Here is a 16382-nt window from a genome sequence, read left to right as displayed (position 1 = left end):
TGATGAATAAACGCTCTGCTCTTCTTTTCATCTTATTATCATTTTATTCACTTTGGACATCTGCGCTTGAAAAAAAGATGCTTTTTGACGCTTGCAGCAATATTAATTGGGCAAGTTGGAGCAATTTTAACGGACGATCTGCTACCGGGACGGTAGTTAATGGAAGCGAAAACATTAGTATTAGTATGACGTCTAATTTTGATTTTTCCTCCACTCCAGATATCTATAACCATTCTCGATTTAATGCTTATCCATCTCCTATTCCTAATAGAACTGTACCAAAAACAATGTGGTCGGCCGGAGCCGGAGGTACTACCGAGATGTGTTTTTCGAAAACAGTTACCAATCCCGTTTTATTGCTCTCTTCTTTAGGCGCCAGCAATGGAACCGCTTCTCGGCTTAGCTTCTCCAAACCTTATGTAGTACTTTTTGACGGGGGAGGTATGCAATTTCATGACAGCTATTCTTTAACTGGGATTGAAGGATACGCCATAGTGATGTTTCCTGGGGATTTAGACTGCGTTACTGTAAACTCTACTACACCAGAAAACTACACGAATATTACTTGGGGTCTTAGACCTCCACCGTTTCCAATTAGCATTGCCGAAGTAAAGGGCTGTACCGAAGCAACACTTACCGCCTCTGGTGGCGTTTCTTACCAATGGAATGGTGGACTAACACCAAACCAAGCGACAAATAAGTTTACTACATCTGGCACTTACATCGTAACGGTAACGGATGCTAACGGTTGCAAAACCTCAGCTTCTAAACAAGTAACGCTTTCGTCAACCTTTGCAAATGTCACTGGCAATACAAGTAGCTGTGAAGTGGTAACTTTAACTGCCTCGGGAGGTGCATCCTATCTTTGGAATGCAGGAGATAGTCCTAATGCAGCGACTAATACATTTAGAAGTAGTGGAAACTATTCTGTTACGGTTACTAGTGCCGACGGGTGTACCCAATTAATAAATAAGACAGTAACGGTCAACAACGCTCCGATAGTTTCCATCATTGACAACAGTATTGCCTGTAGTAACACCAGCTCACTCACTGCCACAGGCGGCATCTCTTACCAATGGAGCGGCGGAACAACCCCCAACCAAGCAAGCAATACCTTTACATCTAGCGGCACCTACTCGGTTATCGTAACCGGCGCAAATGGATGTACAACTACCATGTCAAAAAACGTTACCATTGGCGCTGGACAAACCGCTATTAACGGAAATGATGTTGGTTGCAACAGCGTAACGCTTACGGCTAGCGGTGGTGTAACTTACCGATGGGACGGCGGCAGTACGCCAAATCAGGCAAGTAATACATTTACTGCAAGTGGCACCTATAACATAACCATTACCGATGCTAATGGTTGTATCTCCACCTTACAAAAAACGATAACTGTAAATCCTAATACTGTACCGCGTTTAAATATTTCCGCATCAACCAACAACATTTGTGCTGGTGATATCATCAGATTTACACCTAACTACGCTGATGCTGGTACAAATCCAACTTTTAAATGGTTTAAAAATGGTACTCAAGCTGCAAGCACAGAAAACTACACCGCCGCCGGCTTACAAAATAATGATGAGATTTACTGCGAAATTACAGGCTCTACGCCGTGCAGCGTTGCTTTCATAAGTAATAAGATTAAAATAACAGTAAATGCGTTACCTACGGTCAGGCTCGGAGAAAATCTAGTAATAGAAAACGATGGGCCAAAAACTTTAAACCCCGAAGTGAGCGAAAACGTAGTTAGCTATAGTTGGTTTCCAAAAATGGGATTAGACAATCCGAACATTAAAAATCCAAAAGCCAGCCCAGAGTCTACAACAGAATATACATTAACCGTAACCGGACCAGGCGGTTGTTCAGCTGAGGCAAGTGTAAAAGTTGTGGTACTAAAAGAAATCTTTATCCCAAATGTTTTTTCTCCCAACGGCGATGGGAAAAACGACCAATGGGTAATTAGAAACATCTCTGACTACGTAGGTACAAAAGTTCAAATCTTCAACAGATATGGGCAGCAAGTCTTTCAAAATGATAATTTTATTACACCTTGGGATGGGATTTTTTCTGGTAAACCCTTACCACTAGGAAGCTATTATTATATCTTAGACCTTGCAAATAAATCTAAAACGAGATATACAGGTAGTGTTACTATTTTAAGATAGTTGCTATATTTATATCCTATGTTAAACAACGAGTTTCAAACCGCCTATCAAGATTTCTACACCAACAACGATGTTGCTTGGCGTATGTTGGGCGCAAAATATAAAGCACAGAACATTGTTGATGTCTGTAAAGGCATAAGTCCTCAAAAGGTACTTGAAGTAGGTGCTGGCGATGGTAGCATCCTCCACTTTTTAAATGAATGGAATTTTGCGCCAGAAATCTATGCCTTGGAAATTGCAGAGTCTGGTGTTGAGAAAATAAAAGAGAGAGGCTTAAAAAATCTTAAAGAAGTCCAAGTATTTGATGGCTATAAAATCCCCTATCCTGATGATAGCTTCGATTTAATTATTTTGGCTCATGTATTAGAACACGTAGAGCATGAAAGGTTATTAATTAGAGAGTTAAAGCGTGTGGCAAAACATGTCGTAATAGAAGTTCCCAGAGATTACAAGTTTGATGTAGATAAACGCTTGGCTCATTTTTTGGCCTATGGGCATATCAACATGTATACACCTACATTACTACGTTATCTATTGAGAAGTGAAGGTTTCGAAATTTTAGCCGACAAATCATCAATTATTACTCCAGAAGTTACACTCTTCAATGATTACGTTAACCGTAAGGTTAAAAAATCTATCGTTAAAGAGTTAAAGGTGAAGCTAGAATACAAAACGAAAAACATTTTAGGGAAGCTACTTGGCAAGAAAAAAGAAGAAGAGTTAGCAAATGCCTATACTGTTTTAGTTCAAAAATCAGCGCAGGAGATTAAAATCTTTTAGGTTTATCTCCGTCATTGCGAGGTACGAAGCAATCTTAAAGCATTAATAGCGACAGTTGTAAGATTGCTTCGTACCTCGCAATGACGACAGTCTTCGATTGTTGTCAATGGTTTATAAAATCGTAAATTAACAGTACTTTTGGCTATGCAAAACCTTGCTCCAATAGCTTTATTCGTTTACAATCGTCCTCAACATACCGAGCGCACCATTAAATTTTTACAACAAAATTTGCTTGCAACAGATAGTCGTTTGTACATTTTCTCTGACGGCGCCAAAACGCAGAGCGATGAAGATAAAGTTAACGAAGTGCGAAATTTCATCAAAACTATAGAAGGTTTCAAGTCAGTAAAAATTATTGAAAGCAAAACCAACAAAGGTTTGGCAAACTCGGTTATTGAAGGAGTAACACAGCTAAATCAAAACTATGGGCAGGTCATTGTATTTGAGGACGATTTAGTAAGTTCACCACATACATTAACCTATTTCAATGAAGCCCTAAACCGCTATCGCGATGAAGAAAAAGTAATGCATATTGGTGCTTACATGTATCACTTAAAGGAAGAAAATCTACCTGAAAGTTTCTTCTACAGAGCAGCTACTAGCTGGGGATGGGCAACTTGGCAACGAGCATGGCAACACTTCGAACCAAATATCAACACCTTAATAAAGCAATTTGACCATCAGAAAATTAACGAATTTTCGATTGAAGGCACCATGAATTTTTGGAAGCAGATGCAAGACTTCAAGAACAAAAGAAATAATTCTTGGGCTATTCGATGGTATGCTTCTATCTTTCTAAGGGGTGGTTTAACGTTAAACCCATCTCAATCTTTAGTAAACAACATCGGCCACGATGGAACTGGCGTACACTCTGGAATTAATGATATTTATAACGTCATCATTAACCCAAAACCAATTACACAATTTCCTACTGAGATAATAGAAAACCAAACTGCCTACCAAGCTATAAAAGGTTTCTTGGCAAACAGAAAAGGCAGCCTCTGGACTAGAATTAAACGTTTCATTAACGAAAAGTTAAATTAGTTTTTCTTCGCTTCTATCAAAATATAAGGCGATAGTTGCTTGCTTTCGAAAGGAACTAATTTAGTAAATACTTTCCCTACAAACCAAGTTGCTTTCTTAAACAACCTTACTGCCGCAGATTTTTCTTTCTCGTTCTCTAACCATAAACTAAATCCACCATAATATCGAGATTGGATAACGTTTAAACCTGCTTTCTCCACAATGCTTTTCAGCAAAGCTGGGTCCATGCAATCGATATTGTGCTTATCGTAATTCTCTTTATCAAAGTTCCTTTGGAACCAACCATTAAGCGCTTTAAAATTTGGCAAAGTAATGAACAACGTTCCTCCGGGTTTTAAAAACTGGATGTGCCTGTTGATGATGTCTGCAGTATCATTAAAGTGTTCGATTAAACCACAGCTTAATACTAAATCATATTGTTTTTCTGGCTGATAATTGAACAAATCTGTTTCAATGATATCGATATCATCGGTCGCTAAATCATTAGTTTGCAGTAACTGATGTGTAATTGGCTCATGAACGAAATAATCCAACAACGTCACATCTAGCTTCAAATACTTCTTCAAAAAAACAGCATAATACCCCGGAAAACCTCCCAACTCTATTGCGGTTTTTATCTTATCTCGTTTTACGACATCACTTAATTGCTGATGAAACAAATAATTTTGTGGAATTTCCACCGACAAATCGGTTTTGCTTTCCCAGTATTTTACCCAAAAATCTCTATCGGTTAATAAGTTTGCCATTTTGCTTCATCCAATTATCGGACTGCTAAATTGCTATAATCCTAACAATAAAGCAATCTGACAGTTGAACAATTTTATAATAAAATGTATTTTTGGTTGATTTGAAAGTAGTACACCTAAACACATACGATGGAAATGGCGGTGCCGGAAGGGCTTGCTTACGGTTAAGCGATGCGCTAAACAGCATTGGCATCGATTCTAAAGTGTTAGTGTACTACCAGTTCGGAAATGATCCGAGCATCTACAATTTAAGTAAAAGCCCAATTGCCAAAGCTAAGGCGGTTTTCAATATCATGTCAGAGCGATATTTGGCTAAAGCTTTTTCAAAAGCAGAAGTAAAAACTCCATTTTCTCTGCAATGGTTTGGCAAAAGTCTGCTCAAAAATAAATTAGTTCAAGAGGCTGATGTAATCCATATACATTGGATTAACCATGGTTTTTTAAGTCCGAAGTTTTTAGCAGAGCTTGATGAATTGGAAAAACCCATTGTATGGACTTTCCATGATAGCAATGCATTTACAGGTGGTTGCCATGTACGCTACAGTTGTGAGAACTTTCATCGTCAATGCGGTAACTGCCCGTTGTTAAAAATGAGTGGACCAAAAGATATTTCGCACCAAACTTGGAAACGTAAACAAAAGGCCTACTCTGAAGTCAATTTTCATATTGTTGCCCCGAGTAATTGGATGGCAAAATCAGTAAAAGAAAGTAGCTTGTTGGGTTTACGCCATACATCAGTTATCCCTAACACCATTGAGGTAGATGTTTTTAAACCTTACGTAAAAGCAGAGGCAAAGAAAATATTAAAGATAGCGCCAGAAAAGTTTGTGTTGATGAGCGGTTTTATGCCGTCAAAAAATGATAAACACAAAGGCACACAATATTTAATAGATGCTTTATTTGAACTTTCCCGTCGACCAGAAATTCCTAACGAACAAATAGAGTTAGTTATTTTTGGTAATAAGGATGAAAAGAACATCCCTAAATTTCCTTTCAAAACCACTTTCCTGGGAACCATCAATAAAGATGAACATTTAGCTAAATGTTACGCAGCAGCGGATGCTTTTATTACACCATCTTTAGAAGATAACCTACCCAATACAGTGATGGAAAGTTTAGCCTGCGCCACGCCGGTAATTGCTTTTACCACAGGTGGCATTCCAGATATGGTAAAGCATTTGCAAAACGGCTACTTAGCCCGATATGAAGATGCTTCAGATTTAGCTGATGGCATTGAATGGGTGTTCCTGCACGAGCAAAAAGAGGAAGTACAAAAAGAAGCTAGAAGAACGGTGCTAAGTACATTCGCTCCTATTGTAATTGCTGAACAACATGCAGCATTGTATTTGAAGTTGCTGGATGACATGCCGAAGTAACGGTTTTCGTCGCTACTAAGCAAGAAATTTCCCTACTAATCCTTAAACTTGCATTATGCTTCCCAAACTGTCTGTAATTACTATCGTATATAACAATGCAAAAGATATCGAACGCACTATGCTTTCGGTGCTTAACCAGAGCTATAAAAATATCGAATACTTAGTAATAGACGGCGCATCTACAGATGGAACTTTAAACATCATCAAGAAGTACGAAAACCGTATAGCAAAGCTAATTTCGGAAAAAGATAAAGGTATTTACGATGCGATGAACAAAGGTTTAGCGCTAGCTACTGGCGATTATGTATTGTTCATGAATTCTGGAGATGAAATCTACGAACTAGACACCGTAGAAAAGGTTTTTGCGACTGCAGCAAATGCAGATATTTACTATGGTGAGACTGAAATGTACGATGAAAACTGGAATAGTTTAGGGCAACGTAGACATCAAGCTCCTGAAACATTTAACTGGCGCAGTTTCAAATATGGCATGAGCATTAGCCACCAGGCGATATACATTAAACGTAGCTTAACCGAACCTTACGATTTAAAATATAAATACAGCGCAGACATTGATTGGATTATTAAGATTGCAAAAAAGGCATCAAACATTGTGAATACACATTTGTACGTTGCCAAATACCTGGTTGGCGGCATGAGCAAACAAAAACATCGCGAAAGCCTAAAAGAACGCTTTAAAATATTTAGCCATTACTATGGTTTTGTAGCTAACGTGATTAACCATATCGTAATTGCTTTTAATTTGGGCTTTTATTTCTTGAAGCATAAAAGAACGAATGATTAAGAATTATTTATCGTTCCTCCTCGCAATGACGAAGCAATAAAGATTTCCCAAAACAATCCTTTCAAAACTCTTGTATTTAATAAGATTGTTTTATTAAATACATAAAGAAAATGGGAAAGTTAAGCAATAAAAACATCGCCATTCTATCAGAGAGTGGCTTCGAAGAGTCAGAATTATTTGAACCTCTAAATAGGTTAAAGGAAGAAGGCGCTAATGTGCAAATCATCTCTTCTAAAAAAGGCAGCATTAAAGGAATGAAAGACCACGAGTGGAGCAAAGAAATTTCTGTTGATAATGTTGTAGAAGAAGTAAACGTCAACGATTTCGATGGTTTGTTACTTCCTGGAGGTGTAATTAATCCAGATGCTTTGAGAGGAAACGAAAATGCAGTTGCTTTTGTGAGAGATTTCTTTAAAAAAGGAAAACCTGTAGCAGCTATCTGTCACGGGCCGCAAACTTTAATTGATGCGGAAGTTGTTGAAGGAAGAACTTTGACTTCTTACAGTTCGATTAAGAAAGACTTGATGAATGCAGGTGCCAATTGGGTAGACGAAGAAGTAGTAGTTGATCAAGGTTTGGTAACGAGCCGCAGTCCAGAAGATTTGCCCGCTTTTAATGATAAAATGGTAGAGGAATTTGCAGAAGGTGTGCATGAAGAGCAGCATGCTTAACAAACAAACTTTGTCATTCCGAGGCACGAGGAATCTAAAATAGACTTACTATATAGCTGTTTCGCGGTCTTCGCTGTTCTTAGAATGACAAAGTTATAATTTCACCTGCCTAATGATATTCTTCAAATTAAGCTCAATGATATCTGTCATATTCTCGCACTCTTTATAAGCAGGATCTTTATAATATTCAGCCATACTTCGTTTTAACTTAAGTATATTTTCTGGCGTGGTGAGTTGCTCTTTGCTAGAAACATCTCTTAAATCGGCTAGACGATGGCGTTCACTTCTTACTCTGTGTACAATTGACGAAAGTTCTTCCTGTTTGTATTGTTGTACCGTTTTTTCGGTAAGATGTTCCATACATAACTTTACCAAAGCAAAGTTCTCCTTGAAAAACTGCGGCATATAAACTTTGATATTTCCCTCGTAAAACTGCTGGTCAAAATCTATGGCTCGAATACGGAATTGAATATCATCAAAATCTGGAGTAATTTGCACCACGAAGTTGTAAGAACGCATATCTCCTAGCAAGGTCACTAGGCAGCGTTCATTAAACTTCACAAACTCCTTAGCTATACGAGTTGGGTTAAAGTCGTCTTGGTGGATTTTTCCTTTGTTAAATACATCGCCAGGCAAACCGACAATATGCTCTTCAATCATGGTATCTTCATCTACCAAATAATTGACTTGGTTTGGCGATAAAACCTCTTCCAATTCCAGTCCGTAAATTCTTGAAGAGTCTGCTTTTTTGACGTAGAAATAGTCATAAACATCGTTTAAACGGTTTACAATTCTAATGCGAAATGGATGCGTATTTCCGAAAGTACAATAGTCAATTCTATCGATGTACTTGTGTTCTACAATACGTAAATTACCTGATGCTTTCAACTTAGCATAAATAACTTTTAAGCCATTATGAAGTTCTTCAATTTGGCCCTGTGCATAAATTGGGCTTTCCCAAAGCGTGTCTTTTCCATCTTTATCCATAATTGGAAAACTTTCTGTAAAGGCTTTCAAGTCTTCGTATTTAATGGGCAAACGAGCATCACGTTGATAGGTGCGTAAATATTTATGCAAGTTTTCACTTACTGGAAATATGGGTTTCTTACGAGAAATTTTTACGTCTTTGAGTTCCATGAGATGCTGTTTGATTGCAATTTAATTAATTGTATCCACATCACAAGTTCATTCTTAAATCCATTAAAAAAGCCCCATGCTTAAATAAACATGAGGCCTATATTTGGTTTGATTAGACTATAATTTAATTCCGATACCGAAACTGCATAACCAAGGGTCTATTTTTGTATCGGCAACTACAGTAGCGCCGCCAGCCACACTTGGAATGGTTGTTACCGTTGCATCTGTGCTTAGCCAAAGTTTCTTTACATCGAAGTTTAAGAATAACTTTCTGCTGATATCGAAATCTACACCTAACTGCAAAGCTGGTGCGAAAGCGTTTTTATAAGATGTTTCTGCAATAGCCGGGCCGTTTTTAACGCCATAAAAAATGGTGTAGTTAACTCCGGCGCCAACATAAGGCTGTACCTGTGCGCTTACTGGCATGTGGTAAGCGAATGTTAAAGTTGGGGGCAATAACCACACTTTGCCTAAGTCTACATTTCCTAAAGCGGTGTTTATGGCGCTCACTTCGTGTTTGGTTGTACCCAATATTAAATTGGCAGAGAAGTTTTTAACTAGGAAATAAGTGAAATCTAGTTCTGGAATTACTGTACTGGAAATATCTACATTGCCTTTAATTACACTAATGTCTGCACTTTCTTGTGGAATTACTGCTGTAGCACGTAGACGCATTCTCAAGTCGCCTTTTTGTTGTGCAAAACCGTTAATTGATAGTCCTGAGAATAGGAGGATGGTTAATATTTTTCTCATGTTGTTATGTTATTTAATGAAGCAATATTAACTGGAGATAGGGTTTTTATTAATGAGGAATTACAGTTGGTTTAGTGATTTTAGGCATGAAAGTGAGTTTAAGAATTTATGTCCATAAGATTGACAAAGTTTTTCACAACAGTAGGCTTTGCGTTCTTGGTGAATACTTCAAAACCTTTGCGTTTAATTACCGCAAAGAAAGGAAAGAGCTACGCAAAGAACGCAAAGGTTTTAGGTTTTTAAACCCGATTGAAGTGGTAATACTTTTTGTTGCGTCATTTCGACGAGGAACGAGGAGAAATCTGTTAGCTAGAAGCATAGTTTTTAGATTTCTCACGATGTTCGAAATGACGGAAAACGGTATACAAAAAGATTATAACGAAAAGCGGGACTTTCGTAACCGAAGTGCTACCGAAACCTGCTTTTCTAAAAACAAAAAATCCCGCTCTTTGCAGAACGGGATTTGATATGTTTTACTAGCCGAACTAGTAGAAAAGTTTTTTATTTGGTAACGTACATTACTTCTTTTACCGCTTTCACAACTTTCTCTGCGTTTGGTAAACTTGCAGCAATTAAAGTTGGTGCGTATGGAAGTGGCACATCTTGACAAGTAACACGCAAAATTGGCGCATCTAAGTGATCGAATGCATTTTTCTGTACGTTGAAAGTAATCTCTGAAGAGATAGACGCCAATGGCCAAGCTTCTTCTACAATTACCAAACGGTTAGTTTTCTTCACAGAGTTGATGATTGTTGCGTAGTCGATTGGACGAACAGTACGTAAATCGATCACTTCTGCATTGATACCATCTTTTGCTAATTCTTCGGCAGCTGGATTTACCACACGGGTTAACATTTTACCGAAAGTTACGATAGTTACATCTGTACCTTCTTTAACCACGTTAGCTTTACCAATTTCTAAGTAATATTCTTCTGCAGGAACATCGCCTTTATCGCCGTACATTACCTCAGATTCCATGAAAATTACCGGATCTGGATCTAAGATAGCTTGTTTTAATAAGCCCTTAGCATCGTAAGGTGTAGCTGGAACAACCACTTTTAAACCTGGACAGTTTGCGTACCAGTTTTCGAAGTTTTGTGAGTGTTGTGCACCTAATTGACCTGCGTTACCAGTTGGTCCACGGAAAACCATTGGCACTGAAAACTGACCACCACTCATTGACAACATTTTTGCTGCCGAGTTGATGATTTGATCGATTGCTACTAATGAGAAGTTGAAAGTCATGAACTCAACGATTGGTTTTAGACCGTTCATCGCAGCTCCAATTCCGATACCTGCAAAACCTAGCTCGGCAATTGGTGTATCGATGATACGTTTGTCGCCAAACTCATCTAACATACCTTGACTAACTTTATAGGCACCATTATATTGCGCAACTTCCTCGCCCATCATGAAAACGTTCTCGTCTTTGCGCATTTCTTCGCTCAATGCTTCGCGTAATGCTTCTCTGAATTGGATTTCTCTCATTGTTTTGTTGAAAATTAACGAAGGCAAATATAATATTTAGTTTATTGCTTTGCAAAGGTTAGAAAAGCTCGTAATTGTAATATTATAATTGCCTTGTAAGCAATAGAAAATGTTTTGAAATGTTTGATTTGCCAAATGAAAATCTGAAATAGCGTTTTTAATCCTCTCCAATGCGTTCTCCAAAATGGATGATATTGCCATTGTTATCTAAAATAGAGAACTGCCGCATGCCCCAAGGCATATCTTTTAATAATCCATTGGGATGAACAACGCTTTGTTCTTTGTAGGTTGCAAAGAGTTCGTCTACCTCTGTCACCCTCACATAGCATCCTGTAGCTTTTGGAACTTCTTCATCTGTAGTTGGCCACAAATGTATTTCAATTTCATCTTTACTAAAAATGAGGTAGCCATCCCAATTGTTGTGGAAGGTAAAGCCTAGCTTTTCAGTGTAGAACTTGATGGTTTCTTCGGCGTTTAGCGAGGCGAGAATGGGTACTGCAGTTTGTAGCATAGCTGATTTATTTGATACATAAATATAAGGTTTTATCTTTACGTAAGTCAGACGCTATCTATGGTTTCAATTGAAAAACTACTCTTTCTAATTAATACTCCTTCATTGTCAGAAGCGAAGAATTATTTCGTTGAAGATGGATTTGTATTGCAAAGTTATAATGATGAGAATTGTATATGGGTCAAGCCTATACGAACAGATAAATCAGAAGTTGTTTCACTAATGCAAATGGGTGAAGCATATAAATCTGTCAGTTATATCTTCTTTGATGAAGATACCTATCATAACTTTTTAAGAAGTTCTATTGAAGACCTTGGTTTTCAAATATTAGAAAATGGTGATGCAAAAGTACTAGGAACAGAAGATTATATCTTAATTGCAACAAGACGTGAGTATGAAGATCTCCTATCTTTCTCAATTAAATTGACTAAAAGAAACAAAGATGGTGAGCTCATTAAAGAGGTTATTATGATGCCTCCAATAATCTAGGGAGTTCTATTTTTGATATAATATTCCGAATCTAATTCTTCTTCTAGAAAAACCATTTCTTTTTGCACCAATCTATCAAACTGATAATTATTTCTTTGCAGGATTTTCCTAGAGTTATCGTTACGTGGGTCTATTTTGGCTTCAATAGCTTGCAGGTTGATTTGCTCGAAACCGAACTTTTCTACTTCCAAAATTCCCTCCGGTACGTAACCTTTACCCCAGTAATCTGGATGTAGCATGTAACCAATTTCTGCCTTGCTTAGTTCTGGATAGAAATTGACATAACCCATAATTCCGTAAATTTCTGATGGGTTTTTGATATTCGTAATTGCCCAATTGATGGATTTGCCTTCGTTAATTCCGTTGGTTAGCATTTCTATTACTGCCAATGCATCTTCCGTAGTTTTCGCTCGAGGCCTTGGAATATAACGCATCGCTTCTTCATTGCCTCTAATTTTCATAACGGCATCAACATCTGTTGGCAGTACTTGCCTCAATAACAAACGCTTGGTTTTTAATTCTGGAAAGGGATGAAAGTTTAGGTCTAACATAGGTTAATTTACGGTTTTTTGTTGGCTTAATTTCTGCTCGGTTTTATCTCCGTTAGCTGAAGCAAACAGGAATGAATAACGCTACTTTACTTACTGGAAATATCGAATCCATATCTTTTCTCAAATTCTTTTACTTCATCATCAAATGATTTCATGGCATGATGTTGTTCTTGGTTCTCTATATATGCAATTACTTTGGGTAATACCGATTCGCTTACAGAAACTGCAAAATAGTCATCTTGCCACATAAATTGAGTTTTAGTTAGTTGATGTTTATTAATCCAAAAAGAGGATTCTCCTTTTATGAGTTGAGCAACTTTTGCAATGCTTTGTTCTCTTCCCAACGATATAAGACAATGAATGTGGTCTATGTAGCCATTGATGGCTCGCAAATAAATTGATTTTTCTTCACAGTTTTTTATGATGTGTTTTTGAATTTTATACATGATTTCTTTAGACAATAATGGCTCTCTATTTTTGGTGGCAAATACTAAATGCACCCACATTCTGATATATGACATAGTTTTTCATTTTGGCATTATCAAGGTAGTGAATTTCTTGCTTTGGATGTACAAAATGTGGCTAAAGCCTTTACAATATTTCTTTCAAACCGTCAGCTAAAGCTGACGGCAATGAATAGTTAAACCTGCTAAGACAAATAATCTCTATTAAAACTAAGCGGATGAATTTCTTAACCCATTATTTGATGTATAACACTTATTGCCCTGGGCTTTAGCCAAAATAAGGCAATAAGTATTTGCTATCAATTTGACAAACTGCTGAACTTTTTAAACAATTCAATTTTGAAGCGCCTAAATTTCATTGCCGTTGGCTTCAGCCAACGGATAAAGAATACAAACAAATTGGCTTTAGCCACATTCTATACCCCAAACAAAGTCTTATAAATAGAATAACTATAATTAGCTGGCACAGTACTCGCTCTAAAAGGAATATCATAGTTGAACAATTCTTGTAGCTTATTACGCATCGCATTTAAAAAAACTTGCTTTTCTAACGAAAGTGTTTCTCCTTTAAGTAGGCCTGCCTTTCCATTAAAACTTACTCCATCTTTACTCATGGTTTTCACGATGTATAAATTTGGTTCTACGTGCTCATTTTTAGAAGTTTGCTCATACACGTAGGTATAAAAAAGTGTCTGTACCAGTGCTTTATTAATGTTGCTGCAATCTGTATCGAAACACTCTTCAATAGTAGAATATTTCAGCTGGTCGCCACCAGTTTTATAATCTACAATTCTATAAACGCCATCCTTTAAATCAACCCTATCTATAACGCCGTAAAGTTTAACCTGCCTTTTCGCACCATTAATATCCAATTCGAAATCGATTTTCTCTTTATACTCCAAGCCTACCAAAGTAAACGGAGCATCTTCCATATCTTGCTTTAAAATAATGCCGATGTATTCTTCTACGATAGCAAAAATCACCTTCTCCATGCCATTTAGCTTTAAGGTACTGGCTAATTTTTTAACGCCTGCAAGCCTTTGCGCAGGAGGCTCACCGTCGTTTTTTCCATAAAGGCAATCTGCAAAACCTTCAATAATTAGTTTAGGAATATCCTTTCGCTTGGCTTTAATTCGTTCTGCCGTAATCTCCGAGCTTTCTAGACGGAGTTGCTCGTAAAAATGTTCCATAGCGTAGTGCAAAATTAACCCTAGTTTGTATGCTTCTACGGTTTCTTCTATCTCTTTCGGCTCTTCAATTCCTGCTACATACTTATAAAAGAAATCAATTGGGTTGGTAATGTAAGTGGTTAAAGCTGATGCAGAAAGATACTTCTGACCTGATAAATACTTATTTAAAACCTGCTGTACCTTTTCGGATTTGACTACAACCTCTTCTCTTTTCAACTCGGTTTTCACTGCCAATTGCAGCTCTTTATGATGAAAATTAAAGCCGCTTTCGTATTCTAATTGCTTGATAAAACGAGATGGTTCGCCACTGTTACTCTCATCCGTTAGACTATTATAGACAAAATCTATATTTTTTGTTCGCTGTATCAATCGATAAAACATATAGGCAGAAATTGCATCTTGATTTTCAAGTACAGGCAGACCATACGCTCGTCTTAAACTATCTGGAATAAAAGTAGTTCCCGTTGATGCTTGCGGAACAATGCCTTCATTTAAGCCGAGAATTATTACCCTGTCGAAATTCAAGTTTCTGCTTTCTAGCAAACCCATAATTTGGATGCCGTTTAAAGGGTCGCCTTCTAGTGGAACAGCAATTGCGCTTAACGATTTTTGGATAAGAGAAAGTACAAAACTCAGCTCGATGTCTTTGTGATATTTATCAATGTGATGTTGCAGTGTATCTTGCAGTCTATTTAATTCCTGCATGGTTTTACCGAACAATTCTGCATCGATTTTCTTCAGATTTCTTGCTGCTAATTCTCGTTGCAAAACATAATCTAACACCTCAATTAAGGTTTTTACCGCATCAGCGGATGATTGAATTGGCTCGAAAAAAGAAGCGAATAAACCACCTTGTCTGGTTAAGCGACCGTAGGGAATTTCTATCAACTGCTCTTTAATTAAAGCATCGATAATCTTCGGGCGCATTACATCGCTAATTCCAATTAAAGGGTGCGATAAAAATGCTATTGCTGTTTGGTACTGAACAGTTTTTTTTGCATTTACTTCAGATTGTACGCTCAGCCATAAATCAGCCAATCCGTATAAAGATGAGTTTGTTAGCCCAAAACCCATTGTAATGTTAACGTCTACTTTTTTATCTTCTATTTTCGCTGGAATGGTTTGCAATACAGGAATTAACAAACTTTCATCTGCTAAAATTATCGCAGTATTTACAGGTTGCTGAGCTAAAATTTGTTCCTTCTCATTTGCTAACAACTCATTTACAATTTTTGCCTGTGCCGTTTGTCCTTGCACTTTGTACACATTAACATCGCGTTGCGAAGATTTAATGGAACTCAGCTCATTACTCAATTGATTTTTTAAGCCTATTTTATTCAAATTTCTGCGGAGGAAAAGACCGGCTTCCTGCATTTCATCTTCCAAATAGTAACTATCTACATCGAAATAAAAAACAGCCTTCTCTTCTTCCTGCCAACGTTTAAATGTTTTTGCTTCAGCTTTGCTGAGCGCATTAAAGCCGATAAAAACCAATTTCCCGCCGGTATATTTTGCAGTAAAATCTATATCGTTTTTGCCATCGGCAATGCTTTTATACAACCTTGCCATTGTGGTGAAACCGCTATTGGCTAATCTCTCATGAAAATTGCGATAAAGTACCGGCATCCTGTGCCACATTTTGATAAAAAGCTCTTGCTGTTTTTTGTACTTACCTTCAGAGTACGACTGCCAAAACTGTGATAAAAATTCCTTTTGTTCGGGCGTTAGAAAATCAAACTGCTGGTTGATTATGGCAATGTCTTCTAGTTCCGTAAATAATTTTTCAGCATCTACTAAATCATTATCTATTTGGGTAAAATCGCCCAGAATAATTTTAGCAATATTATGAAATTTAGCAATTGAGGGTAATTTATCCGAACCTTCATTTTTTAGCAGCTCGATATAACAATCGTACAACGTAAAGAACTGTGTGTAGTGGTCGGCAATTTTAAAGCTCGTCGCTTCTGCAAAAAACTCTTGAACAGTGAAAAATGTTGGGCTCCAAAATGGCTTTTGGTAAATATCTGCCAAGTGCTTCTGTAAGTAAGACACTGGTCGTTTGTTGTTAAAAACAATCGCACAATCTTGCAAATTTTGCCCAAACTTGGCAACTAAATCTTCGGCAACTTCTTTTAAAAATGGGGTCATTTTATTCATTGTGCTGTCATTCAGAGCGCAGCGAAGAATCTCAAACAGAGATCCCTCG

General features: G+C 37.4%; 15 protein-coding genes. 7 read left to right on the top strand and 8 right to left on the bottom strand.

All coding sequences use genetic code 11. The annotated features are described in order from the left end of the window. Positions 1-2: 2 nt before the first annotated feature. The 3 genes from AC23ME_RS03055 to AC23ME_RS03045 all read left to right on the top strand — a co-directional run bounded on the left by AC23ME_RS03055 (position 3) and on the right by AC23ME_RS03045 (position 3995). The gene (locus tag AC23ME_RS03055) at positions 3-2171 is read left to right on the top strand and encodes a T9SS type B sorting domain-containing protein (RefSeq protein ID WP_487726273.1); all 2169 of its coding nucleotides are present in this window, start codon (positions 3-5) and stop codon (positions 2169-2171) included. Positions 2172-2189: 18 nt separating this feature from the next. Continuing rightward, positions 2190-2951 carry a class I SAM-dependent methyltransferase gene (locus AC23ME_RS03050; protein WP_487726272.1) on the top strand — a complete coding sequence of 254 codons (762 nt, stop codon included), beginning with the start codon at positions 2190-2192 and terminating at the stop codon, positions 2949-2951. A 144-nt stretch (positions 2952-3095) separates the two neighbouring features. After that, positions 3096-3995, top strand: coding sequence for a glycosyltransferase (locus tag AC23ME_RS03045; protein ID WP_487726271.1), 900 nt, complete (start codon positions 3096-3098; stop codon positions 3993-3995). Here the strand turns inward: AC23ME_RS03045 and AC23ME_RS03040 are convergent. Continuing rightward, entirely contained in the window at positions 3992-4741 is a 750-nt protein-coding gene (locus AC23ME_RS03040; protein ID WP_487726270.1) for a class I SAM-dependent methyltransferase, read from the bottom strand. The two genes, AC23ME_RS03045 and AC23ME_RS03040, sit on opposite strands and share 4 nt — an antisense overlap. 101 nt (positions 4742-4842) lie before the next feature. Between AC23ME_RS03040 and AC23ME_RS03035 the strand changes: the two genes are divergently transcribed. The 3 genes from AC23ME_RS03035 (at position 4843) to AC23ME_RS03025 (ending at position 7593) form a co-directional block, all read left to right on the top strand. Then, positions 4843-6117 (top strand): glycosyltransferase, encoded by a 1275-nt coding sequence (locus AC23ME_RS03035; RefSeq protein ID WP_487726269.1) that lies wholly within the window; start codon positions 4843-4845, stop codon positions 6115-6117. Positions 6118-6172: 55 nt separating this feature from the next. Next, complete coding sequence (locus AC23ME_RS03030) at positions 6173-6922, top strand: glycosyltransferase family 2 protein (protein WP_487726268.1); 750 nt, start codon at positions 6173-6175, stop codon at positions 6920-6922. 110 nt (positions 6923-7032) lie between these two features. Then, positions 7033-7593 (top strand): type 1 glutamine amidotransferase domain-containing protein, encoded by a 561-nt coding sequence (locus AC23ME_RS03025; RefSeq protein ID WP_487726267.1) that lies wholly within the window; start codon positions 7033-7035, stop codon positions 7591-7593. A gap of 93 nt (positions 7594-7686) precedes the next feature. Here the strand turns inward: AC23ME_RS03025 and AC23ME_RS03020 are convergent, their stop codons facing one another. The 4 genes from AC23ME_RS03020 to AC23ME_RS03005 form a co-directional block, all read right to left on the bottom strand. Beyond that, positions 7687-8730, bottom strand: a complete 1044-nt coding sequence (locus AC23ME_RS03020) for a hypothetical protein (RefSeq protein ID WP_487726266.1) — start codon at positions 8728-8730, stop codon at positions 7687-7689. A 117-nt stretch (positions 8731-8847) separates the two neighbouring features. Further along, a complete protein-coding gene (locus AC23ME_RS03015; protein ID WP_487726265.1) occupies positions 8848-9483 on the bottom strand; it encodes an OmpW/AlkL family protein in 636 nt (211 codons plus the stop codon). Between the two features lie 501 nt (positions 9484-9984). Continuing rightward, positions 9985-10971 (bottom strand): pyruvate dehydrogenase complex E1 component subunit beta, encoded by a 987-nt coding sequence (locus AC23ME_RS03010; RefSeq protein ID WP_487726264.1) that lies wholly within the window; start codon positions 10969-10971, stop codon positions 9985-9987. Positions 10972-11128: 157 nt separating this feature from the next. Beyond that, positions 11129-11482 carry a bleomycin resistance protein gene (locus tag AC23ME_RS03005; RefSeq protein ID WP_487726263.1) on the bottom strand — a complete coding sequence of 118 codons (354 nt, stop codon included), beginning with the start codon at positions 11480-11482 and terminating at the stop codon, positions 11129-11131. A gap of 105 nt (positions 11483-11587) precedes the next feature. Between AC23ME_RS03005 and AC23ME_RS03000 the strand changes: the two genes are divergently transcribed. After that, positions 11588-11971 carry a hypothetical protein gene (locus AC23ME_RS03000; RefSeq protein ID WP_487726262.1) on the top strand — a complete coding sequence of 128 codons (384 nt, stop codon included), beginning with the start codon at positions 11588-11590 and terminating at the stop codon, positions 11969-11971. Here AC23ME_RS03000 and AC23ME_RS02995 read toward each other — a convergent pair. From AC23ME_RS02995 to AC23ME_RS02985, 3 genes are all read right to left on the bottom strand, one after another. Further along, the gene (locus AC23ME_RS02995; RefSeq protein WP_487726261.1) at positions 11968-12522 is read right to left on the bottom strand and encodes a GNAT family N-acetyltransferase; all 555 of its coding nucleotides are present in this window, start codon (positions 12520-12522) and stop codon (positions 11968-11970) included. The genes AC23ME_RS03000 and AC23ME_RS02995 overlap by 4 nt on opposite strands. An 86-nt stretch (positions 12523-12608) precedes the next feature. Continuing rightward, positions 12609-13043, bottom strand: a complete 435-nt coding sequence (tnpA, locus tag AC23ME_RS02990; protein ID WP_487726260.1) for an IS200/IS605 family transposase — start codon at positions 13041-13043, stop codon at positions 12609-12611. Between the two features lie 359 nt (positions 13044-13402). After that, positions 13403-16333, bottom strand: a complete 2931-nt coding sequence (locus AC23ME_RS02985; protein WP_487726259.1) for a PD-(D/E)XK nuclease family protein — start codon at positions 16331-16333, stop codon at positions 13403-13405. Positions 16334-16382: the final 49 nt, after the last annotated feature.

Source organism: Pedobacter sp. T50_32 (genome assembly GCF_057652195.1).
This window is presented reverse-complemented; position numbering and strand designations above follow the sequence as displayed.